Source organism: Nakamurella sp. UYEF19, assembly GCF_040546275.1.
GTDB lineage: Bacteria > Actinomycetota > Actinomycetes > Mycobacteriales > Nakamurellaceae > Nakamurella.
Window position 1 is genome coordinate 1 of the sequence record NZ_JBEPNO010000032.1, and the last position, 20,150, is coordinate 20,150.

The 20,150-nt window shown below is 65.5% G+C and carries 19 protein-coding genes, 1 tRNA gene and 3 pseudogenes; 16 read left to right on the forward strand and 7 right to left on the reverse strand.

Going from position 1 to position 20,150, the window contains the following annotated elements:
• Positions 1-103: 103 nt before the first annotated feature.
• The 6 genes and pseudogenes from ABIB25_RS26315 to ABIB25_RS26340 form a co-directional block, all read left to right on the forward strand.
• Positions 104-874 (forward strand): annotated as a pseudogene (locus tag ABIB25_RS26315) (SDR family NAD(P)-dependent oxidoreductase); the annotation flags it as partial.
• Positions 875-959: 85 nt separating this feature from the next.
• Positions 960-1,826: an SDR family NAD(P)-dependent oxidoreductase gene (locus ABIB25_RS26320; protein WP_354531490.1), complete on the forward strand. Its 867-nt coding sequence runs from the start codon at positions 960-962 to the stop codon at positions 1,824-1,826.
• A 16-nt stretch (positions 1,827-1,842) separates the two neighbouring features.
• A complete protein-coding gene (locus ABIB25_RS26325) occupies positions 1,843-2,244 on the forward strand; it encodes a nuclear transport factor 2 family protein (protein WP_354531491.1) in 402 nt (133 codons plus the stop codon).
• 39 nt (positions 2,245-2,283) lie between these two features.
• On the forward strand, positions 2,284-2,631 hold the full coding sequence (locus ABIB25_RS26330) for a nuclear transport factor 2 family protein (protein ID WP_354531492.1): 348 nt from the start codon (positions 2,284-2,286) through the stop codon (positions 2,629-2,631).
• Positions 2,628-3,260, forward strand: a complete 633-nt coding sequence (locus ABIB25_RS26335; RefSeq protein WP_354531493.1) for an amidohydrolase family protein — start codon at positions 2,628-2,630, stop codon at positions 3,258-3,260. The genes ABIB25_RS26330 and ABIB25_RS26335 overlap by 4 nt, the downstream gene beginning before the upstream one ends.
• Before the next feature lie 98 nt (positions 3,261-3,358).
• Complete coding sequence (locus tag ABIB25_RS26340) at positions 3,359-4,066, forward strand: type 1 glutamine amidotransferase domain-containing protein (RefSeq protein ID WP_354531494.1); 708 nt, start codon at positions 3,359-3,361, stop codon at positions 4,064-4,066.
• 41 nt (positions 4,067-4,107) lie between these two features.
• Here ABIB25_RS26340 and ABIB25_RS26345 read toward each other — a convergent pair whose 3' ends face one another.
• Positions 4,108-5,052: a DMT family transporter gene (locus ABIB25_RS26345; protein ID WP_354531495.1), complete on the reverse strand. Its 945-nt coding sequence runs from the start codon at positions 5,050-5,052 to the stop codon at positions 4,108-4,110.
• A gap of 282 nt (positions 5,053-5,334) precedes the next feature.
• On the opposite strand from ABIB25_RS26345, the gene ABIB25_RS26350 reads away from it, so the two are divergent.
• A complete protein-coding gene (locus ABIB25_RS26350; RefSeq protein WP_354531496.1) occupies positions 5,335-6,261 on the forward strand; it encodes a LysR family transcriptional regulator in 927 nt (308 codons plus the stop codon).
• A 134-nt stretch (positions 6,262-6,395) separates the two neighbouring features.
• Here the strand turns inward: ABIB25_RS26350 and ABIB25_RS26355 are convergent, their stop codons facing one another.
• The 4 genes from ABIB25_RS26355 to ABIB25_RS26370 form a co-directional block, all read right to left on the reverse strand.
• Positions 6,396-7,193 (reverse strand): SDR family oxidoreductase, encoded by a 798-nt coding sequence (locus ABIB25_RS26355; RefSeq protein WP_354531497.1) that lies wholly within the window; start codon positions 7,191-7,193, stop codon positions 6,396-6,398.
• A gap of 20 nt (positions 7,194-7,213) precedes the next feature.
• Positions 7,214-8,008 (reverse strand): SDR family NAD(P)-dependent oxidoreductase, encoded by a 795-nt coding sequence (locus ABIB25_RS26360; protein WP_354531498.1) that lies wholly within the window; start codon positions 8,006-8,008, stop codon positions 7,214-7,216.
• A 625-nt stretch (positions 8,009-8,633) separates the two neighbouring features.
• The gene (locus tag ABIB25_RS26365; RefSeq protein WP_354531499.1) at positions 8,634-9,803 is read right to left on the reverse strand and encodes a tyrosine-type recombinase/integrase; all 1,170 of its coding nucleotides are present in this window, start codon (positions 9,801-9,803) and stop codon (positions 8,634-8,636) included.
• A 295-nt stretch (positions 9,804-10,098) separates the two neighbouring features.
• Positions 10,099-10,194 (reverse strand) — tRNA-OTHER (locus ABIB25_RS26370).
• 238 nt (positions 10,195-10,432) lie between these two features.
• Here ABIB25_RS26370 and ABIB25_RS26375 point away from each other — a divergent pair.
• The 8 genes and pseudogenes from ABIB25_RS26375 to ABIB25_RS26410 form a co-directional block, all read left to right on the forward strand.
• Positions 10,433-11,257, forward strand: a pseudogene (locus ABIB25_RS26375) (tyrosine-type recombinase/integrase).
• A 180-nt stretch (positions 11,258-11,437) separates the two neighbouring features.
• Positions 11,438-11,569, forward strand: coding sequence for a hypothetical protein (locus ABIB25_RS26380; RefSeq protein WP_354531500.1), 132 nt, complete (start codon positions 11,438-11,440; stop codon positions 11,567-11,569).
• A complete protein-coding gene (locus ABIB25_RS26385) occupies positions 11,566-12,159 on the forward strand; it encodes a PRC-barrel domain-containing protein (protein ID WP_354531501.1) in 594 nt (197 codons plus the stop codon). The genes ABIB25_RS26380 and ABIB25_RS26385 overlap by 4 nt, the downstream gene beginning before the upstream one ends.
• On the forward strand, positions 12,159-12,590 hold the full coding sequence (locus ABIB25_RS26390) for a PRC-barrel domain-containing protein (protein ID WP_354531502.1): 432 nt from the start codon (positions 12,159-12,161) through the stop codon (positions 12,588-12,590). Before ABIB25_RS26385 ends, ABIB25_RS26390 begins: the two co-directional genes overlap by 1 nt.
• A gap of 142 nt (positions 12,591-12,732) precedes the next feature.
• Positions 12,733-13,686, forward strand: coding sequence for an ROK family protein (locus tag ABIB25_RS26395; RefSeq protein WP_354531535.1), 954 nt, complete (start codon positions 12,733-12,735; stop codon positions 13,684-13,686).
• A 73-nt stretch (positions 13,687-13,759) separates the two neighbouring features.
• Complete coding sequence (locus tag ABIB25_RS26400; protein ID WP_354531503.1) at positions 13,760-15,121, forward strand: DUF2254 domain-containing protein; 1,362 nt, start codon at positions 13,760-13,762, stop codon at positions 15,119-15,121.
• 8 nt (positions 15,122-15,129) lie between these two features.
• The gene (locus ABIB25_RS26405) at positions 15,130-16,080 is read left to right on the forward strand and encodes a mechanosensitive ion channel family protein (protein WP_354531504.1); all 951 of its coding nucleotides are present in this window, start codon (positions 15,130-15,132) and stop codon (positions 16,078-16,080) included.
• A gap of 236 nt (positions 16,081-16,316) precedes the next feature.
• Positions 16,317-16,634: pseudogene (locus ABIB25_RS26410) on the forward strand (YhjD/YihY/BrkB family envelope integrity protein); the annotation flags it as partial.
• Between the two features lie 280 nt (positions 16,635-16,914).
• Here ABIB25_RS26410 and ABIB25_RS26415 read toward each other — a convergent pair.
• Entirely contained in the window at positions 16,915-18,753 is a 1,839-nt protein-coding gene (locus ABIB25_RS26415; RefSeq protein ID WP_354531505.1) for a potassium transporter Kup, read from the reverse strand.
• On the opposite strand from ABIB25_RS26415, the gene ABIB25_RS26420 reads away from it, so the two are divergent.
• A complete protein-coding gene (locus ABIB25_RS26420; RefSeq protein ID WP_354531506.1) occupies positions 18,734-19,093 on the forward strand; it encodes a hypothetical protein in 360 nt (119 codons plus the stop codon). The two genes, ABIB25_RS26415 and ABIB25_RS26420, sit on opposite strands and share 20 nt — an antisense overlap.
• A gap of 2 nt (positions 19,094-19,095) precedes the next feature.
• On the opposite strand, the gene ABIB25_RS26425 is transcribed toward ABIB25_RS26420, so the two are convergent.
• On the reverse strand, positions 19,096-20,118 hold the full coding sequence (locus tag ABIB25_RS26425) for a YeiH family protein (RefSeq protein WP_354531507.1): 1,023 nt from the start codon (positions 20,116-20,118) through the stop codon (positions 19,096-19,098).
• Between the last annotated feature and the right edge of the window lie 32 nt (positions 20,119-20,150).

The window sequence follows — 20,150 nt, forward strand, 5'->3', positions numbered from 1 at the left end:
TGTTGACCTTAGAGGCCATCATTATCGCAGGTGAGAGCACCTTTCGCCTACTTCGAAACGCCGACCTCAGCACCCGCATGAAAGCGCGAGGCTAGCCACATGCGTACTGAAGAATGGCGACAAAGCTGTGCTGGCCGCGCGATCCGTCCATTCCATGCAGGAGCTGGCCGCAAAATTCCCGGAAGCGGCTCTGGCCGTGCCACTTGACGTGACCAGTGCCGAACAACGGAAAGCCGTTGTCACCCGGGCGCAAGCTCGTTTCGGGGCGATCGACGTTCTGGTGAACAACGCCGGCATCGACTTCCTCGGCGCCATCGAAGAACAGGAGGAAGACGACTATCGGAAGATATTTGAGGTCAACTTCTTCGGAGCCGTGGCTCTCCTGCGGCTGGCCCTGCCGGATATGCGGCGGCGGGGTCACGGGATCATCGCGAACATGTCGTCGATGGATGGCCTGGCCAGCCTGGCCGCCAACGGGTACTACTCCTCGAGCAAGTTCGCGCTCGAGGGTGTCACCGAAGCGCTGTGGCAGGAGATCGAACCACTCGGGCTCCAGGCAACGTTGATCGAGCCAGGATCCTTCCGCACTGGGATCGGTTCCCGGACCGCGTTCTCAGGGACCAGAATTGATGCCTACGGAGCCACCTCCGGCGCCTTCCGAACTGCGATGGAAGGCATGGACGACAGCATGTTTCCCGGCGATCCGGTCTTGGCTGCGCAGGCGATCTACACCGCTCTCACTGTCGGCAAGGTGCCGCACCGGATCATTCTGGGACGGGACGCCTACGAAAAGATCGGCGCGAAGCTGGATGATCTGAGAGCCGACTACATTGCCGGAGAGCGTGTCGCGCTGAGCACCGACTTTGCTGCCTGACTTCACTCGGCACAGGAGTTATCGCCGCATTCAAGGAAACGCGCCGTCATGAACACCTCGAAATAGCGAAGGGATAATAGAAGAAATGACAGAGAAGAACAAGGTTTGGATGATCACCGGGAGCTCCAGAGGATTTGGCCTCGAACTGGCCAAGGTCGCCTTGGAAAACGGGGACTCGGTCGTCGCCACCGCCCGCCGTCCGGCGGACCTTGACGACCTGATCAGCCAGTACGGGCCCCGCGTCCGGGCGGTTCCCCTTGACGTCACGAGCCCCGCCGCAGCGCGAGCCGCGGTGAAGGCAGCAGTGACGGCGTTCGGCGGGTTGGACGTCGTGGTCAACAACGCCGGATACGCCAACAGCGCACCCATCGAAGAGATGGCCGAGGACGATTTCCGTGCGCAGATAGAAACCAACCTGTTCGGGGTGATCAACGTGACCCGCGCGGCACTACCAGTGCTACGGCAGCAGCGCAGCGGCACCTTCGTCCAATTCTCCTCGGTCGGCGGTCGCGTCGGCGGTACTCCCGGCATGGGTGCGTACCAAACCGCCAAGTTCGGCGTCGAAGGATTCTCCGAAGTATTGGCCAGCGAAGTCGAGCCGTTCAACATCCGGGTGGTGATCGTCGAGCCGGGTGCATTCCGCACCGACTGGCAGGGATCGTCGATGACTCTGCACCCCGTCGGCGCCGACTACGACCAGACCGTCGGTGACATCAACCGCTACCGAGCCGACACGAACGGAACACAAGCAGGTGATCCCCGCCGAGGCGCGCAGGTGATCCTCGACGCCATCAACAACCAAGATCCGCCCCGACGGCTGCTGCTGGGCGCCGGCGCTGTCGCCATGACCCAGCAGGCCGAAGCCCAGCGAGCAGCCGAGACCGCCCGGTGGGCGCCGCTGAGCGCCCGAGCCGATTTCGTCGACTTCCCGGTATCCGCCACATCCACTTGACAGCAAAGGTCCGCACATGACAACCATTGCTCCTTCAACCCAATTTCTGGCCCACCAGTTCTTCCAGGCCATATCGACCAGAGACTGGCCGGCCCTGACGGGCATTCTCACGCCCGATGCGACGTGGACCTTCCCCGGCGACAACACCTTGACCGGCACGTCCACCGGCGTCGACCAGATCGCCGCCCAGGCGCAACTCATCGGTAGCTACGGGATACGCATCGGCTTCGAGTACGTGATGTTCGGGACCGACAGCTTCATCATCAAGTTGCACAACACCGGTCGCCGCGGCGACCTGATCCTGGACGAACATCTCGGAACGGTCTGCACCGTCCGTAACGGACGGATCGCCACCGCCGACACCCACCTGTCCGACATCGACGCCATGAACGCCTTCTTCCTTCCCCGCACCACCTGACCCCCCGGCCAGGCTCTCCGATCCGAAAGGCCGAACCTCATGATCGACATCAGCACTGCGGCACTACCTGCGGCCGTGGCCGACTACTTCGCTCGCACCACCGGGGGGGACCCGCAGGACCCGGTGGAACTGTTCGCCGCTACCGCGACCGTGACCGACGAGGGCCACACCTATCAGGGTCGCGAGGCCATCGCCACCTGGATGAGCAAAACCGGAGGAGAATTCACCTTCACCGTCACCCCCGTGAAAACCGAACACGACGCCATGACGACCACCGTCGTGAACCGTCTCGAGGGCAACTTCCCCGGAGGGATCGTCGACCTTCGCTACCGATTCACCCTCACCCCCTCCCAGGACGCCATCCAAGATCTGCTCATCGCGCCGTGACCCGGCAACTGTTGATCCAGCACGGCCACATCGTCACCGTTGACGAGGATCTCGGTGACGAATTCGACCTCATCGCCGCCACCGGCGGGACCATCACCATTACCCCCACCACGGACCTGTTGATGCAGTTCGGCACCTACCCGGCAACGGGGCAGGCCTTGGCCCGCCACATCACCGCCGGCTTCGGAGTGGACACCATCTGCAGCGCGGGTACGGATCTGTTCTCCGAGATGCGGCTCGCCCTGGCGGCAGAGCGATCCCAGGCCAACCGGGACGCCTTGGCACGAGGCGAACAGGTCCCAGTCGTGGACCTGCACCAACGAGACATGCTGCGAATGGCCACCTTGGGCGGCGCACGGGTGCTACGCATGGAAAGCGACATCGGAACCCTCACCCCGGGCAAGCAGGCCGACGTCACCATCATCGACATGCGCTCACCACATCTCGACGGCTACGGCGACCCAGTCGCCGTCATGGGGCTGGGCGCCGGCCCCGCCGACGTGGAATCCGTCATCGTCGGCGGCGACATCGTCAAACGTCGCGGTCAGCTCACCGGCGCGCACGTCGACAAGGCACGTGAACTCCTGCACCGCAACCAATCTCACCTGCTCCAGGCCCAACACAGCTAGCTGAGAGTAACCAGCCCCGCGATAGGTATGCACTGCGGCCAAAGGTCGCTCGGCGAGGCATTCCCGTACATCCCACCTCAACAACAAAGGAAACTCGCATGACCACAGTCTTGATCGCTCTGACCGGCTCATCCGTGTGGACGATGCGCGATGGCACCACGGTGCCGGCCGGATTCTGGGCGGATGAATTCCTGGACCCCTACGCCATCTTCCAGTCAGCGGGCCACAGTGTGCTGGTGGCGACGCCGGCTGGGGTCGCTGCGCCCGTCCAGCAGTACAGCCTCGACGAGTCCATGACCGGCTCGGCGCAACGATCGGCGCAGATTCGTGCCGAGCTGTCCGCGATGGCCGAGATCGTCGAGCATCCCTCAGCTCTAGCCGATGTCGACCCGACCATGATCGATGCCATCTACATTCCCGGCGGCCACGGGCCGATGGAGGACCTCTACGCCGACTTCGATCTGGGCCGCATTCTGATCGCCCTGCAGCGCAGGGTCGCACCGATCGTCACCACCTGCCACGGCACCATCGGGTTGCTGTCGGCGAGAACCACCGACGGGCAATGCCTGTACGACGGCTACGAGATGACCGGCTACAGCGACGAGGAGGAACGACTGGGTGGAACGGGCGTAGCCGCGCTGTTCACCTTGGAGTCACGGCTACGGGCTGAAGGCGCGAAATACATCGCCCACCAGCCCTGGTCACCGTTCGTGGTCGTCGACCGGAACCTCATCACCGGCCAGAACCCCGCGTCTGCAACAGATGTGGCGACAAAGCTGGTCGCAGCGTTGGCCCGTACGAGCTGACCCGTCCGCGGCCACCCGGTGGTCTCTACCTTCGCTGGCCATCAGGCCGACGTGGTGGTGGACTCCACTACACCGATCGGGGCGGCCGTTCGCTCGCGCTTCTGGTGGTGGCCGCGTAGGCGCCGGCTGATGGGGCCGCCGAGCCCGACGGTGACCACGCCGATCAGAACGATGACGCCGCCCACCAGTTCGCCGATCACCGGCACCTCGCCCAGCCAGACGTAGGCGATCAGCACCGCGAACGCCGGGACCAGATACAGCAGCGATGTCGAGGTGATCATCGGCAGTCGGCCGACCGCGTATCCCCAGAGCACGAACCCGACGGCGGACGGGAACACCCCGAGATAGACCACCGACCACCATGCGCCGACGGACGCCGAGGTGAGATGTCCCCAGGAGCCAGGGAGTAGCGGCAGCAGCATGAGGGTGCCCGCGACCATGGCGTAGGTGGCGACCTCGACGCCGCTGTAGCGGTGCAGCAACGGTCTAATCATCGGGTGGTAGACCCCCTGCACGATGGTGGCTCCGATGAGAATCCAGACCGCAGAGGAGAGCGACAGCTCTGAACGGGCGGAGGCCACGACGGCGACGCCGGCGACGGCCACTGCACTCCCGACGACCTTGACCATGGTCAGTTTTTCCCGAAAGACAACCGCTGCGACTCCGACGCTGACCAACGGGGCCGCAGCGATGATCATGCTGGCCGTGCCGGCCGGAACACTGACCTCACCCCAATTCAGCAACACTTGGTAGGCGGCCATGCCGAAGAGCCCGCAACCCAGAATGAGCGGGACATCCCGCCACCGGGGCAGTTTCACTTTGAACAGCGGGGCCATCGCCAGCAGTGCAACCGTGGCCACCAACAGCCGGGCGAGGGACAGTGCGGCCGCCCCGAATTCGGGCACAGCTACCCGTACCGCCGGGAAGGCGCTGGCCCAGAGGACCACGACACCAAGACCAGCTACCAGCGCGCGAGAATGAGCCACCCAGCCATCGTCGCTTCTCTCGAGCATCACGTCCAGTAAGCATCGGACAGCTTTTAGATCATTGACAATTACCTGTTGACACCCGACCGTCCGGCATCGGTGCGCTGGTCCAGGGTTCTCTTACGGGAGCGAGGGCGCCTAAACTACTGTCGGATTGTCACCCGGTCGACTCTCGGCGACGCCGGCTTGGCGACGTCGGGAACTGCCAGCTGTCGACGCTATTTACTTTAAGACTGATCAGCCGTAACCTCCCGTGATGTGTTAGACGCCCGCAAACTTCGCATGCTCGCCGAGCTCGACCGGCTGGGCACACTCGCAGCCGTCGCCGAATCACTGCAACAGACGGCGCCCGGCGTCTCGATGCAGCTCGCGGCCCTCGAACGACAGATCGGGCTGCCACTGACCGAGAAGCACGGCCGTAAACTGCTGCTCACCCCCGCGGGCCGGCTGCTGGCCAAGCACGGCCAGGAGGTGGTCGACCTGCTGGAAATCACCGAGATGGAAATCCACGCCCTGCGTGAGGGCACCGTGGGGACCTACCGGATCGCCGCGTTCCCCTCCGCCTGCCGCACCCTGGTCGCCGACGTCTGGAAAACCGTGCGCGACCGACCCGAGCTGGGCCTGACGCTGCAGCTACTGGAATTGGAACCCCAGGACGCGGTGGTGGCTCTGGCCGCCGGCGACGTCGACCTCGCGGTCACCCACTCCTACTCCAACATGCCAGGACCGGACGGCAACGGCCTGACCGCCGCTCTGCTGGTCTCGGAAAATGTCTACCTGGCCACCAGCGCCGGCGGGCCGTCCTCCGCGGTCAACCTGGCCGACTACGCCGACAGCGACTGGGTCGTCCCACACACCCGGTGGACCTGCCACGAAATGGTGCAAAGGGCGTGCGGGGCTGCCGGGTTCGCCCCGAAGATCGTTGCCGAGACGTCAGACTTCGCCGCCATTCTCGCACTGGTCGGTGCCGGAACCGGCGTCGCGCTCATCCCCGAACTGACCATCGACGTGCTGCCCGACACGGTGACGCTTCGACCCCTGACCGCCGCGGTCCACCGTCACGATTTTGCGATGGTGCGGGAGCCCAGCGCCGCCGACCCCGGTATACATCGGCTCACCGACCTCCTCAAAGCTGCAGCCGCACAACGCTTTCCACGCCACCCCGGCCGTGTGAGCAACCGGCGGCAGGCTCGTACCGCCACGATCTAGTCCCAGGTCAGGGTCCAGCCCCACGTGCGGGCTGGGGCCGCGAGGCAACCGGAGGCTCAGGCCGGGACCGGTTGCTGCTGCTACCTTCTCGGCGTAGCGCCCAGGCGGCCGTGTACCCGACCACGACCGGACGGTCACACGGTCGGGATCGTTCCGCCGTCGATGACGAACTCGGCGCCGGTGACCGAGCCCGCGCGGTCGCTGACCAGGAAGGCGACCATCTCGGCTACGTCACCAGGTTGGGCCGGATGCCCGAGAGGAATTCCGCCGAGCGAGTCCATCACCTGCTGAAGGGCCGCTTCATGGCTGATCTGCTGGCCAGTGGCGATGCGCTCGATGAGGCCGCCGGCTCCCGCAGTCTGCGTGAATCCCGGTGCGACGGTGTTGACACGCACGCCGTACGGGGCGATCTCGGTGGCAAGGGCTTTGCTGTAGGTGGTGAGTGCGGCCTTGGCAGCCGCGTAACCCAGGGTCGCATCGAACAGGGGCAGTCGACGCTGAATGGAGGTGACATGCACGACCGCGCCGAAACCTGCGGCGATCATGCCCGGAATGAGTGCACGGTCCAGACGCACCGCACCGAGTAGATTCAGGTCGAGATCGGCCTGCCACTGGGCGTCGGTCATGGCACGAAATCCGCCGGGTCCGGCGTTCGACCCGCCGACGGTGTTGACGAGGATATCGAGGCCACCGAGACGCTGATGGACGGCCTCTACGACGGCCCGGGTTCCCTCGGGCGTACGGACGTCGGCGACGACGAACAGCGACGGATCGGCCATCTCGACCCAGTGACGTGCGGTCACCATCACCAGGGCGCCGGCTGCGGCGAGCCGTGCTGCGATGGCCGCTCCCATGCCCTTGCTGCCGCCCGTGACCAATGCCCGCCGGCCGTTCAACGAATCGCTGATGATCGGTGGTTCTTGCGTGTTCATAGTTCCCCTTCGCGGTGCGCTCATCCCCTGCTCGCCAATGCTGGCCCTGGCATGGTCACGCCAGTGAGACGCGGGAGGCATTCGAGCAGATGATCTTGAAAGGCAGCGTCGAGAGCCGCCGCGTGCGACTCGGTATCGCGTTGGTGGAAGAAGTAGCGACCCGAGACGGTCGCTTCCGGGTCGTCCGTCACGGCGAGCCACGCCTGCGTGACATGGGCAAGGTTCCAGTCGTCTGGCGCCCCCGCACCACCCATCCGCATCGCTACCCATCCGGGTTCCAGCGCATTGGACAGCGTGGCGGGCCGGAGTCGCGCGATCGCGAGGGCCAGGGCGACGTCGAAGAGTTTGCTGTCGTTGTGGGCCTGGAATCCGTTCCAAGGCCGGGATGTCCAGTCGACGTCGTGCAGACCGTCGTCACCGGACCGGTGCAGGCCACTGCCGAGGTAGACGAGTCGTTTCGGCGGCGTCATCAGCGCGGTCAAAAGGTAGGGAGCGAGAACGTTGACGCTCAGGACCAGCGAGTGGCCGTCGACGGTGTTGCCGAGGCTGGCTTCCTGGAAGCCGACACCGGCGTTGTGGATGACCGCGTCGAAGGTCCCGAGCCTGTTCGCTTGGACCGCGACGTCTCGGATATCTGCGATCTTGCTGAAGTCGCCCGTGAGAACACCCAAGGCCGTCGGCACCCTCGTCATGGCAACCTCACTTTTCCGGCGATTTCTGCCGTGTAGTACGACGTCGTGTCCTTGCTGGGCGAGGAGCTGAGCTGCAGCGCGGCCGAGACCGTCGCTGGACCCAGTGATCAGAACACGCGACATGCGACGCCTTTCCGGTGCAACGATCGGGCGGAGAGCGCGCCGCCGAGTCGGTGCGACAAGGGTGGCGACCATCGGAGTTCCGCGGGTCGTGATGCCTGCTCAGGGTGCGGTTGTGGAGAGTGCGTCTACATCAGTCGAATGACGGTAGGACTGGCGAGGAAGGGCCAGCAGCGCTCCCCACAGGCCGGCAGCACCCCGCGAGAGTCAGCGTGAAGTCACATCGAGCCTGGTGAGGACCCGGTAGAAACCGGGGCCGACAGAGCGCCCGGATGCTAGTTCCATAGGCGCCCACGACGCCCGACTTGCTGGCTGCCAGGGAGGGCTGGCGCAGCATGGAACCGATTGCCACCCCGGCAACGACTTCCCCCGTCGTCAAGCACGCGATGCTCACCACGCCAACGGGCCGCCATCGCCCCGAACGCGGGTCGAATCGACGCCGAGTTGGCCCTCATTCCGTCAAGCTCAGCCTCCTCGGGCTACCTAGCGGGTTCGTTGCCACCCCCCAGATCACCGAGATGACGCCAGTGGCTTGCCTGTCGACGAACGACGACGACGGCGACGCCGCCGGCCACCGGCACCCGCATCCAGAGTCCGGCGAGCTCCAAGCGTTGGTGATATCTACAAGCTACGGGTGCAGGAGCAGCTCTAGCGTGGTGGCGGCTTGGTGGTCGGTCATCGGCAGCACGTGACTGTAGGTCCGAAGCGTTGTCCCGGCGTCGCGGTGACCGAGCCGGTACTGGGCGGCGAGGATGTCGCCTCGTTCGACCAGGAACGTGGCCACCGAATGCCGCAGCCGGTGCAACGTCACGTCCGGATGGCCCGCGTCGTGACACAGCGCGGAGAACCAGTTGCCCAAGCATCCGGTGGTCAGCCGGATCGAATGATCAGGTGCAGCCGAGAACAGCCATGGCCCGAAATGGCTCTCGCCATGCCGATCCCGCCAAACTTCCACTTGGTCTCGCCACAGCGCCGCCGTGGTGGGGCTGAGCGTCAGCCGCCGAACCCGGTTGGTCTTCGTCGGACCGACGATCTCGTTGGACGTGCCGCGGGAAATGGTCAGCACGTCACCCACCAGGTCGGAGAGTTGTAGCGCGGCGAGTTCGCCGCGGCGTGCACCGGAGTCGGCGGCCAGTTCCGTCATCAACTGCACCTGCTCAGCTCGGTGCAGCCGCGCCCACCCCGGCCCAGTGCTATCCAGATCAGCGGTGGCCTCTTGGACACCACGCTGGGAGTGGGCCAGCAGGTCTCGGATCTGATCGAGGGTGGCGTGCATCCGCACACCGGTGGCGGGGGGACTGCGCATGCCGTCGAGCGGATGCATGTCCAGGATCCGCTCCGAATAGGCCCAGGAGATCGCAGACCGCAGGACCCGGATCCGGGCGTAGATCGTCGGGTCCGTCCACCCAGCATCGCGCCACGCTGCGAGAATGGCGCGAACGACCGCGGGGCTCACGTCGGTGACGACGCGGCTACCCAGACGATCCCGGGCCACGTACCCGGCCGCCGATCGGTTCCCCGCCAAAGTTGAGGGCCGCCAACCATGATCGGTGGCCAACCAGTCCTCGAGCAGGTCCGCCACCGTCAGTCCGGCCCGGGCGTGGCCGCGGATCCTGATCCGATCGGCCTCCTCCGCCCACCGTGCCCTCGCGATCTGGGCAACTTTGCGGTCGCCGTGCCCCGTCAACGAACGGACCCGGCTCCGGCCGCTCACCGGATCAGCACCCAAAGCCACCCGCACTTCCCACACACCCGGCCGCCGCTCCCGCAACGATCCGCTCCCTCGATGACTGTTCATCTGGACCACGGTATCGATCCCTCGAGCCGATGACATCAGCGAACCTGCTGGTCAGGATAGGAACAGCCTTGCTGGACGCCGAGCTGGATAGGTACCGGCGACGTCGACGCACTCACGCGTCCAGGTCCAACTGCGCGGATCAGTCGATTGCCGAGCAGTCTGCTCGCGGCCAGAAAGAAGCCACGACTCCCAAGTTCGACCATCCCAACAGTTGTTGGGATGGTTGTTGGGATGCCCCAGTCGAGTGCATAGCCTCGACGTCACGAGATACACTGCGCTAAAGCCGATTTGGAAGTGCGCCTGGAGGGATTCGAACCCCCAACCTTCTGATCCTTCCATTTGCACCGAGACGTCGGAGATTGGTTCCACCAGATGCTTTGACCCAGCTCGCCTGATGCGCGCCTCTGAACGAAACAACCTACTATCGCGAAGATCTCCGGTTTGTCTGCAGACAACGACAACCTACCGAGGTGCCCTCCACGCCCGTCTGCGAGAGGCGAACGGGTCATCCGGTCGTGACATCGACTGTGGCTAGCCGATACTCCGCAGCACACCCCGACACTCTCCCTCAGCCAGATGCTCAGGAGCAACTACTGCAGGACTGGGTGCTCTGGCAACGCGGCCGCGGCATGTCCGACAAGACCATCACCGACCGCCTCACCATCCTCCGCCGCATCCCCGACGCCGCTTCGATCACCCCGCAGGGCGTCGACCGGTTCCTGACCTCCACCGCCTGGGCCAAAGCCACCCGCGCCAACTACCACGGCGCCATCCGCGCCTGGTGCAAGTGGCTCATCATCACCGGCCGGCGGGCCGATGACCCGACTCTGATCGCCACCACCCCCAAGGTGAAGAAGGGCCGACCCCGGCCGGTCGCCGACGAACACCTGACGATCCTCCTCGACACCCGCATGTACAAGCGCACCCGGGCGATGATCCTGCTCGCCGCCTACGCCGGACTCCGGGTCAGCGAGATTGCCGCCATCAAGGCCGACGACGTCGACACCGTCGTCAACACCATCACGGTCATCGGTAAGGGCGACAAGGAACGGCAGGTACCCCTGCACCCGATCCTGAAGGACCTGGCTGTTGTCATGCCGCGGCGCGGATGGTAGTTCCCCACCTACGTCGGCAACACCAAACACCTCGCCGGCGGACCCATGCTGGGTAACTCCGTCAGCTCGAGTATCTCCAACGTCATGGACCGCGCCGGCATCCCCGGCACACCCCATGCCCTGCGCCACTGGTTCGGCTCCGCCCTCCGAGAAGCAGGCGTCGACTCCCTCGTCATCAAAGAACTCATGGGCCACGAATCCCTGGCCACCACCGCCATCTACGTCGACGTACCACTCAAACAGCGAACCGCCGCCGTCGACCGACTCCCCCACCTCCGCTCGAGCCACACCCAGCCCGACCGGGACTCTCACCCCGGCCAACTCCGGCTCTTCGACTGACCTACACGAACCGCACCACCCGTGAACACATCGCCTGCGGCGCTTGTTTCAATCGGATCGGCACAGGTAATCCAGTTAGCGCGCAGCGTCCAGGCGTAGCTTTACGAAATTTTGATCCCCCGCAGTTGACCCCGAACACCCAGGGCGAAGTGCGCCCCAGTTTCAGACAAGAGGCAGCTCATGCAGTGGTGGGTGTGGTTGATCATCGTCATCGTCATCATCCTGGTGGTCCTGGGGGCCTTCATCGCCGTCCAGGCCAGGCGTCGCAGCGGTGGAGTCATCATCAACGATCGCAAGAGAGGTAAGAAATGAGCACCCTGGTCAGGGCCAGCGAGCTGGCGCAACGTGTCGTCGTCACCTACGGCGGTGAGGATGTCGCCCAGATCAAGGACATCGTCTACGCCGCCAACGGCGGCGAGATCGGCGCGTTCACGCTTGCTGGCCGCGGACTGTTCGCCGGACCACTCAAAGTCGGACTGCCCTGGGCAGCCGTCGTCGGGCTCGGTCAGGACGCCGTCATCATCGAATCCGAAGACGCACTCGTCCCGCTGGCCGATCTGTTCGACGCCGCCGACGGACCGGTCAGCTCCGGCCGGGCCGACATCCTCAAATCCGAGGTCCTCACCGACGCCGGCACGTCGCTGGGTCGCGTCTCCGACGTCATCATCGGCATCGGCGACACCCAGGGCGGCCAGGCCGATGTCGTCGGCTACCAGATCGACCCTGCCGAAACTCTGGGACGCGGCAAACTCCCGCTGCTGATCCCATTGCCCGACACCCTGTCGGCCTCCGGTGAGCACCTGATGGTTCCGGCCGCCGCGGCCAACTACCTGACAGACGACCTGGCAAGCTTCGGATCCGCCATCGACGCGTTCCGTTCGCAGCTGGGAGGAGCGTCCTGATGTTGTTCTCCGAAGCAGTCGGACACAAGGTCGTCAGTACCGGCAACGCCTCCACCGTCGGCCACATCGACGCGCTGGTCATCGATCCCGCGGTCGGCAAGGTCGTCGCGCTGTCGCTGAAGAAAACCCCGGTCACCGGCACCATCTTGCCGTGGTCGGACATCACCGCCTTCGGCGTCGACGCCGTCACGGTCGCCGGTGAGCACCTCATCGTCGCCGAGGAAGGTCACTTCGCCGAGCTCAACAGCAAGGCCCACACCATCGTCAAGAAAAAGATCCTCACCACCGCCGGCCTGCAGATCGGCGTCGTCCGCGACGTCGACTTCGACCCGGCCGACGGCACCATCCTGGGCATCCTCACCGACGACCAGCCGGTCGACGGACAAACCCTGCTGGGTGTCGGGTCCTACGCAGTCATCGTCAAGGTCTGAAAGCTTCGGCTGTGGCGGCATGGCCACCTGCTCCGCTCCGGGCTCCGAGTTGCCAACCGCCATGGCATTGTCAGGTCGATGACGGCCGACAGCCTGCTCGCCCGGGAAGATCGAGGTCACCTCAGATGATTGCGTGGGAAAGATGAGCCCGGACCTGCTGGTTGCCGGTGTCGACGTGGGAGGCACGAACATCGAGGTCGGTCTGGTTTCGGCCGACCACCAGGTGCACGGCCGGGCAAAGGCGAACACCCCGACGGGTGGTCCAGCGGAAGTACTGGACACCATCGCGGAATTGGTCCAATCGTTGGGCGACAGACCGATTGCCGTTGGAGTGGGCATTCCCGGTGTGGTCGACCAGGGCCGGGTGCTGACCGTTCCCAATCTGCAGAACTGGACCGAGAAGGTCGATCTCGTCGACGAGCTGGGAACCCGGATCGACGTGCCCATCGCGCTGGGTAACGACGCCAACGTCGGTCTGCTCGGCGAGTGGGTCGCAGGCGCAGCCGTCGGCGTCCGCAACGTGCTGGGCCTGTGGATGGGGACCGGCATCGGCGGGGGCCTGATCCTGGATGGCCGGCCGTTCACCGGCTCCCACGGCTGTGCCGGGGAGATCGGGCACATGGTGGTGAGGCAGGGGGGCGCGTTGTGCACCTGCGGTCGTCGGGGCTGCGCCGAGGCCTACGCCGGTCGCCGGTCGATGAGAGGTATCGCGACAGCCATGGTGGACGCCGGTCGGTCGACCTCGCTGTTCGCCATCCGGGACGAGGAGCAGAAGGGAAACCTCACCTCCAAGGTCTGGGCGCGAGCGCTGGACGAGGGCGACGAGATGGCCGGGGAGCTGTTCGACACGGCGATCGAGACTCTGGGCGTGGCAGTCGGTTCAGTCGTCAACCTGCTGGATCTGGACCTGGTGGTGATCGGTGGCGGACTGGCCGAGAAGATGGGTTCGACGTTGGCGGACCGCATCGCGGACGCCTGCACCCCATGGATGCTCCAACCCAACCCGGACCTGCAATTCGTCGTCTCGACACTGGGCGACGACGCGGGTGTGGTCGGGGCGGCGACCCTGGGCCGGGCGCTGGCCGTGTCGGCCTGAAGGGTTCCGCACGGTCCGGCGGGGCAAAGACCCGATCACAGACGATGTTCGACGCAGGACGAAAGGCAGTGCAGTGAGCAGCCCGGTGCGCAACCTCTGGTCCACGACGCGGGACAGGGTCCGGAGCCAGTTGTGGCCGCTGCCGGTGGCCGCCGTCATCATCGCCGCCGTCGTCGGGGTGCTGCTCCCCCACCTGGACGCCACCGTGGATGCATCAGTGCCGTCCTGGTTGGGCGGCATCCTGTTCGGCGGCGACGCAGACGCGGCCCGGTCCGTACTGGGGGCGGTGTCCAGTTCGTTGATCACGGTGACGTCCCTGACGTTCTCGCTGACCGTGGTCACCCTGCAGCTGGCGAGCAGTCAGTTCTCGCCCCGTCTTCTCCGGACTTTCACCAGCGACATCTTCGTCCAGGCCACCCTGGGTCTGTTCCTGGCGACCTTTACCTTCTCCCTGACCGTCCTGCGGTCGGTCAGAAACGGTTCCGACGGCCAGATCGCATTCGTACCGCGCATTTCGGTGACCACCTCCTTCGTCCTCGCTGTCGGCAGCGTCATCGGCCTCGTCGTGTTCCTGGCGCATCTGGCCCGCCAGATCAGGGTGGAGACGATGCTGCGCGACGTCCACCGCGATGCCACCGCGACTGTGGATGCAGTGCTGGACTTCTTGAACCGCCGCGAGCTCCGTTCGGACATCCCAGCAATTCCGGACCGAGCCGAACCGGTACTTGCGGACACGTCGGGATTTGTGACCGGCCTGGATCACGACGCGATCCTTTCTGCGGCTGTCGACGCCGATGCGGTGGTGATCATCCAGACGCATCCAGGCAGTTCCGTGGTGCAAGGCACACCACTGGGCCGGGCTTGGTCGCCCGACGGGGTCCTGGGCGCCTCGGCATGGGATCGATTGCAAGAACGGGTCGCCCACTGCGTGTCCCTGGGCTACGAAAGGACGGCCGCGCAGGACGTCGGCTACGGACTACGGCAGCTGACCGACGTGGCCAACAAGGCCCTGTCCCCGGGCATCAACGACCCGACCACCGCGGTACACGCTCTGGCTCACATCTCGGCACTGTTGTGCGAACTCGGCGACCGGGACCTCGGTCCGGTAGTGCTGCGTGACCCCGAGGGGAAGGTGCGTGCGGTTCTGCAACAGCCCGACCTGGCCGAGCTGGTCGATTCGGCGTTGACCCAGCCCCGTCGTTACGGCGCGGGAGATCCCGCCGTGATGAGCAGACTTTTCGACCTGCTCGGCGAACTGGCCTGGCGATTCCCGACCAGCCAGCATCCTGTGGTGAGCAGCCAACTCTCCCGCCTGCGAGCAACCGTCGACGCCCAGAATTTCGACACCGTGCAAATGCATCAACTTGAGGCCAAGGCGGCCCTGGTGGAGGACTTGCTCGCCAATCCCACGAAGAAGAAGGATTACCCGAATTGATTGCCGCAGTGCCTGCCCCAGTCCAGATCTTCGGCGTCACCCTGGTCGGCATCAGTGCCACCACCGGCATCAAGTTGCTGTTCACGGTGGTGCTGGTCGTGGTGTTGCTACTGGCCCGGCGGGCGGCGATGTGGCTATCCCGCCGACTGCTGGGGGGAGCCGTGGCCGACACCCGCCGGTTCTGGACCCGCCAGGGGGTCCAGGTCGTCGTGGCGGTGCTCATGGTCCTTGGGGTGCTGTCCATCTGGATCACCCCGACCACCGACGTCTCCACCGGCGTCGGGCTGGTCACCGCCGGCCTGGCCTTCGCCCTCCAACAGGTCATCACCGCTCTCGCCGCCTACTTCGTCATTCTGCGCGGCGACACCTTCGCCGTCGGCGACCGGATCACCCTGGGCGGGGTCCGAGGCGACGTCGTGCGGCTCGGGTTCCTCAAGACCACCATCATGGAGATGGGCCAACCACCGGCGGTGTCCAGCTCGGATCCAGCGGTATGGGTGCATTCCCGCCAGTACACCGGTCGGCTGGTCACCGTGACCAATGGCGTCATCTTCTCCGACCCCGTCTACAACTACACCCGCGAATTCCCCTACCTCTGGGAAGAGATGGTGCTGCCCATCTCCTACACCGCCGACCGCGGCGAGGCCGAGCGGATTCTGCTGGCCGCCGCACACCGACACGCACTGGTCGACGACCGGAACGCGCAACAGTCGCTCGCCTCCATGCAATCCCGCTACGCACTCTCGGACGCGTCCCTGGACCCAGCCGTGTACTGGCGGATCACCGACAACTGGTTGGAATTGTCCCTGCGCTTCCTCGTCCCGCAGCGCGGTGTGCGCGACATCAAGGACCGGATGAGCCGTGACATCCTCACCGGCCTCGACAAGGCCGGAATCGGCATCGCCTCCGCTACCTACGACATCGTCGGACTCCCGCCAGTGAAAATTGGGCCCCAGTGAAAATTGGGCCCCAGAATTTCAACCCACCACGACTCCGTCCGGCCACGACCAAGATCCGCACAGATGACGGGCCTCGGATGACGGCCTCGACCGGCCTCGCGCACCGGTGCTGCCCCCGGCGACCAGCGCTCCGCGTGGCGGTGGACGGTCGCTGCGTCGAAGGTTCTGGGTGACCACTCGGCGGGTGCTCGCGGCGGCCGGCGGCCATCAGCTGACCGGTCGGAGCTGCCGAAGCCGCGTTCTTCGCAGCCCTTGCACTGCTGCCGGCCATCCTGACCCTGGTCGCGGTACTGCGGGTGGAACGCCCGGCATTTGGTGGGAATGCTGCGCAGCTCGTTTCTGCGGACCTTGCTCGTCTGCTGAGGATCGTGCTCACCACGCGAGGGACCGTTGCAGCAGATTATGCCGACTCGCTGCTGCAGGCAGGCAACGGCAATCTGCTCGGTCTGGGAACCGTGGCAGCGGTGTTCCTGCTGGCCCGTTGCATGCGGTCGCTCCAACGGGCCCTGTCACAGATAGCAGAAGTCCCGAACCGCGCCCCGCGCAGGGAATGAATCCGCGCCGTCGTCCTTGCCGGCCTGGTCATGCTGATCTCGCGACCATCCTGTTGGCTGCCTTCACCCTCGGACCCGGCGTGCTCCCCCCTTTATGTGTCGGTGGCGGTCCGGCTGAGCGCCACGTTGGGTTCACTGGGCGGGGGCTCATCCTTCTGACCTGGTTGTATCTACTAACCTCGAGTCAGATCTTCGGCGCCGAGATCAACGCCGTCCGCGGCCGGCAACCGCAGCGATGACCTGATCCCCCGGATCGGTGGCCGCCTCCCGATATCAACCGCTACAGATCGACGGTGCTGCCAGTAGTGATGGTCCTGTCCTGGGGTAGCCCGAAGTAGATGGATGGGTTCGAGGCGTTGTGGGCCATCGCGATGAAAAGGGATTTGCGCCAGCCGGCCATCCCTTTCCCGCGGGTGCGCGCGATGGTCCCGCGGGACAGAAAATACGATGCTGTGGCCAGGTCGCCGGTACCGGGCACGAACAGGCCGGCGGCAGCAGCGGCCTGCAATGCTGCAGGGAGGTCGGGTTTGTCGGAAAATCCATATCGAACGGCGACGTGCTGAATGCCGTCGTCGGTGGCCCCCAGATGGTCGACGGTGACCCGCTCGTCGGCAGGAACGTGGGGAACGTTCTCGGCGCTGGCCGACACGATGATGACCCCCTCGTGCAGGACGTGGTTGTGCTCGACGTTTGCGCGCATGGCCAGCGGCGTCGAATCCTTGCCAGGATGCGGAAACACCGCGGTCCCAGGGACCCGGGGAACGCCGCGTGCTGTCAGCTCGCTGATGAACTCGTCCAGAGGTCCTTCCTTGAGGCGGCCGTTGCGATTGAGAATTTCCCGCCCGCGCCGCCACGTGGTCATCGCGATGAAGACCACGGCAGCGATCAGCAGCGGCAGCCATCCGCCATGGACGACCTTCGACAGGTTGCCGGCCAGGAACGTCAGCTCCAGCCCGCCGAAGGCGACCGCAGCGAGCAGAATCTTCCACGCCTTCCACCGCCAGAGCGCCCTGGCCACGATCAGGAGCAGCAGCGTGTCGATCACCAAAGCCCCCGTCACCGAGACCCCGTAAGCGGTGGCCAGCCGAGACGAGGACCGGAACGCCAACATGACGACCAGAACCCCGACGAACAAGATTGCGTTGACCGCCGGCAGGAACACCTGACCACCCTCCTGCTCGGATGTCTGCCGTATCCGCACCGGTGGTAGCAGGCCGAGCTGCACTGCCTGACGGGACAGCGAGAAGGCGCCGGAGATCACGGCCTGGCTGGCGATGATCGTGGCTGCGGTGGCCAGGATGACCATCGGCAACTGCGCCCATGCCGGGAACAACCGGAAGAAGGGGTTGTCGATCGCAGCGGGGTTGCGGATGATCAGCGCGGCCTGGCCCAGATAGTTCAACGTCAGAGCCGGGAAGACGACCCAGAACCAGGCCCGGGCTATCGGGCCCCGACCGAAATGGCCCATGTCGGCGTACAGCGCCTCCGCGCCGGTGATGACCAGGACGACCGCACCCATGGCGATGAAGGCCGTACCGGGATGGGCGCCGACGAATGACACCGCATACGTGGGTGACAGACCTCGCAGAGCACCCGGATCCTTCACCACCTGTGCGAGCCCGGCGATGGCCAGCACCACGAACCACAGGAGCGTGATCGGACCGAAGAATCGACCAACCCTGCCGGTACCGAATCGCTGCGCGGCGAACAGCAGTGTGAGGATCACGGCCGCGACCGGCACGACCAGCTGCGCGAGTTGCGGCGCTGCGACCTGCAGGCCCTCGACGGCGGACAGCACGCTGATGGCAGGCGTGATGATCGAATCACCGTAGAACAGCGCAACACCCAGGATGCCGACGACGAGCAGGAGGGAAGCGCGGGGACGCCCGGCGTAGAGCCGTCCGGCGAGAGCGGCGAGCGCCATCACGCCGCCTTCGCCGTCGTTGTCGGCACGCATGATGACTCCGACGTACTTGACCGAGACGATGACCGTCACCGACCAGACGATGAGTGACAACACGCCGTACACATCATTGGCGGTCGGAGCGACGGCCCCGCCGTCGATCGAGAAGACCGTGTGCAGCGCATACAACGGGCTGGTGCCGATGTCACCGAACACCACACCCAGCGAGGCCAGAACCAAGGCTGCGCCGCCAGATCTGAGGCGGCCGACCGGGCCGGCGGCCGGTGATGGTCCCCCCGTCCGTGCCGGTGAAGATCTGGGCGCCGCCGAATCAGAACGCGTCATCCGGCCATCATTCCGGTATTTCGCATCTGCGGTGAAATCGCGGGCGGCGCCTCGTTGCGGCGATGGTTTCGCCGACCCGTTGCTGGACAGCGCGGCCATGGCGCTGTCGTCACTGTTCGTGGTGCCGAACAGCCTGCGGCTGGCCAAGCTCGAACCTGTGCGCGGCCTCGGCCTGGAAACCCGTGGTCACTCCCGGACCGGCCTCTGCTGACTTCAGTGCATTCCGGTCGCGAATTGCAGCCCGAGACTGGTCAGTGACACGAGAATCCACAGGGCCCCTCCGAGGAGGAGTGGCCTCACTCCGGCGCGGCGGAATCCGGCGAGGTCGGTGGACAGGCCTATCGCACTGAGTGCGACGGTGATGAGAAAGACCGAGGTCGTCTTCAGACCTGGGTGAATGCCGGTGGGGATCAGCCCGAACGAGTTCGCGCCTGCGACGAGGACGAACCCGACGAGGAACCACGGCACCAGGCGGTACGCATTTACCCGATGCCGGGTCGCCGAGACGGTCTCGGCGAGGTCGCCGGCGTCGTTGCCCGAGCCGGCCCGCCGCCCGGTGATCACAGCCAGCCCGATGCTGATCGGGATGATCATCAGGGTGCGCACGAGTTTGACGACGACTGCGTAGCTGGTGGCGGCGGAGCCGTAGGTGGTAGCTGTGGCCACGACCGAGGACACATCGTTGACGGCCGTCCCGGCGAACAGTCCGAAGGCATGCTGGCTCAGGCCGAGCAGATGTCCGACCAGCGGGAAAATCAGAACAGCGGCGATGTTGAACAGGAAGATGGTCGAGATGGCGTAGGTGACGTCGATTCCAACCGCACCGATCACCGGCGTCACTGCCGCGATGGCTGACGCACCGCAGATGCCGGTCCCGACGCCGATCAGCGTGCGCAGGTCCCCGACGATACCGAGCAGTCGACCGATCAACCACGCGGCACCCAGGCACACCACCAGGGTGCCGATCATCACCGGAAGCGAAGCCAGACCTACCCTTGCCACCTCTGCGAGCGAGAGTTGCGACCCGAGGACGACCACCGACAGCTGCAACACGAACCTGCTCGCCGTGTGCATCCCCGGCCGCAGCACAGCGCTGGGCTTGATCACACTCGCCAGGCCGACACCGATCACTATTGCTGAAACGGGCCCGCCGACCAGAGGCACCACGTGCCCGATCACGGTGGCGACAATGGCGATGCCGACGGCCAGGGCTAGGCCCGGGGTCTTCAGTGTCACGTCCGATCGCAACTTCCCGATGCCGGGGGTGG

Excerpts from the sequence above, each read along its gene's own strand:
- ABIB25_RS26320 (WP_354531490.1), top strand. The coding sequence starts at position 960 with ATGACAGAGAAGAACAAGGTTTGGATGATCACCGGGAGCTCCAGAGGA.
- ABIB25_RS26325 (WP_354531491.1), top strand. The coding sequence starts at position 1,843 with ATGACAACCATTGCTCCTTCAACCCAATTTCTGGCCCACCAGTTCTTC.
- ABIB25_RS26330 (WP_354531492.1), top strand. The coding sequence starts at position 2,284 with ATGATCGACATCAGCACTGCGGCACTACCTGCGGCCGTGGCCGACTAC.
- ABIB25_RS26340 (WP_354531494.1), top strand. The coding sequence starts at position 3,359 with ATGACCACAGTCTTGATCGCTCTGACCGGCTCATCCGTGTGGACGATG.
- ABIB25_RS26350 (WP_354531496.1), top strand. The coding sequence starts at position 5,335 with ATGCTCGCCGAGCTCGACCGGCTGGGCACACTCGCAGCCGTCGCCGAA.
- ABIB25_RS26355 (WP_354531497.1), bottom strand. The coding sequence starts at position 7,193 with ATGAACACGCAAGAACCACCGATCATCAGCGATTCGTTGAACGGCCGG.
- ABIB25_RS26360 (WP_354531498.1), bottom strand. The coding sequence starts at position 8,008 with ATGTCGCGTGTTCTGATCACTGGGTCCAGCGACGGTCTCGGCCGCGCT.
- ABIB25_RS26365 (WP_354531499.1), bottom strand. The coding sequence starts at position 9,803 with ATGAACAGTCATCGAGGGAGCGGATCGTTGCGGGAGCGGCGGCCGGGT.
- ABIB25_RS26380 (WP_354531500.1), top strand. The coding sequence starts at position 11,438 with ATGCAGTGGTGGGTGTGGTTGATCATCGTCATCGTCATCATCCTGGTG.
- ABIB25_RS26385 (WP_354531501.1), top strand. The coding sequence starts at position 11,566 with ATGAGCACCCTGGTCAGGGCCAGCGAGCTGGCGCAACGTGTCGTCGTC.
- ABIB25_RS26390 (WP_354531502.1), top strand. The coding sequence starts at position 12,159 with ATGTTGTTCTCCGAAGCAGTCGGACACAAGGTCGTCAGTACCGGCAAC.
- ABIB25_RS26395 (WP_354531535.1), top strand. The coding sequence starts at position 12,733 with ATGAGCCCGGACCTGCTGGTTGCCGGTGTCGACGTGGGAGGCACGAAC.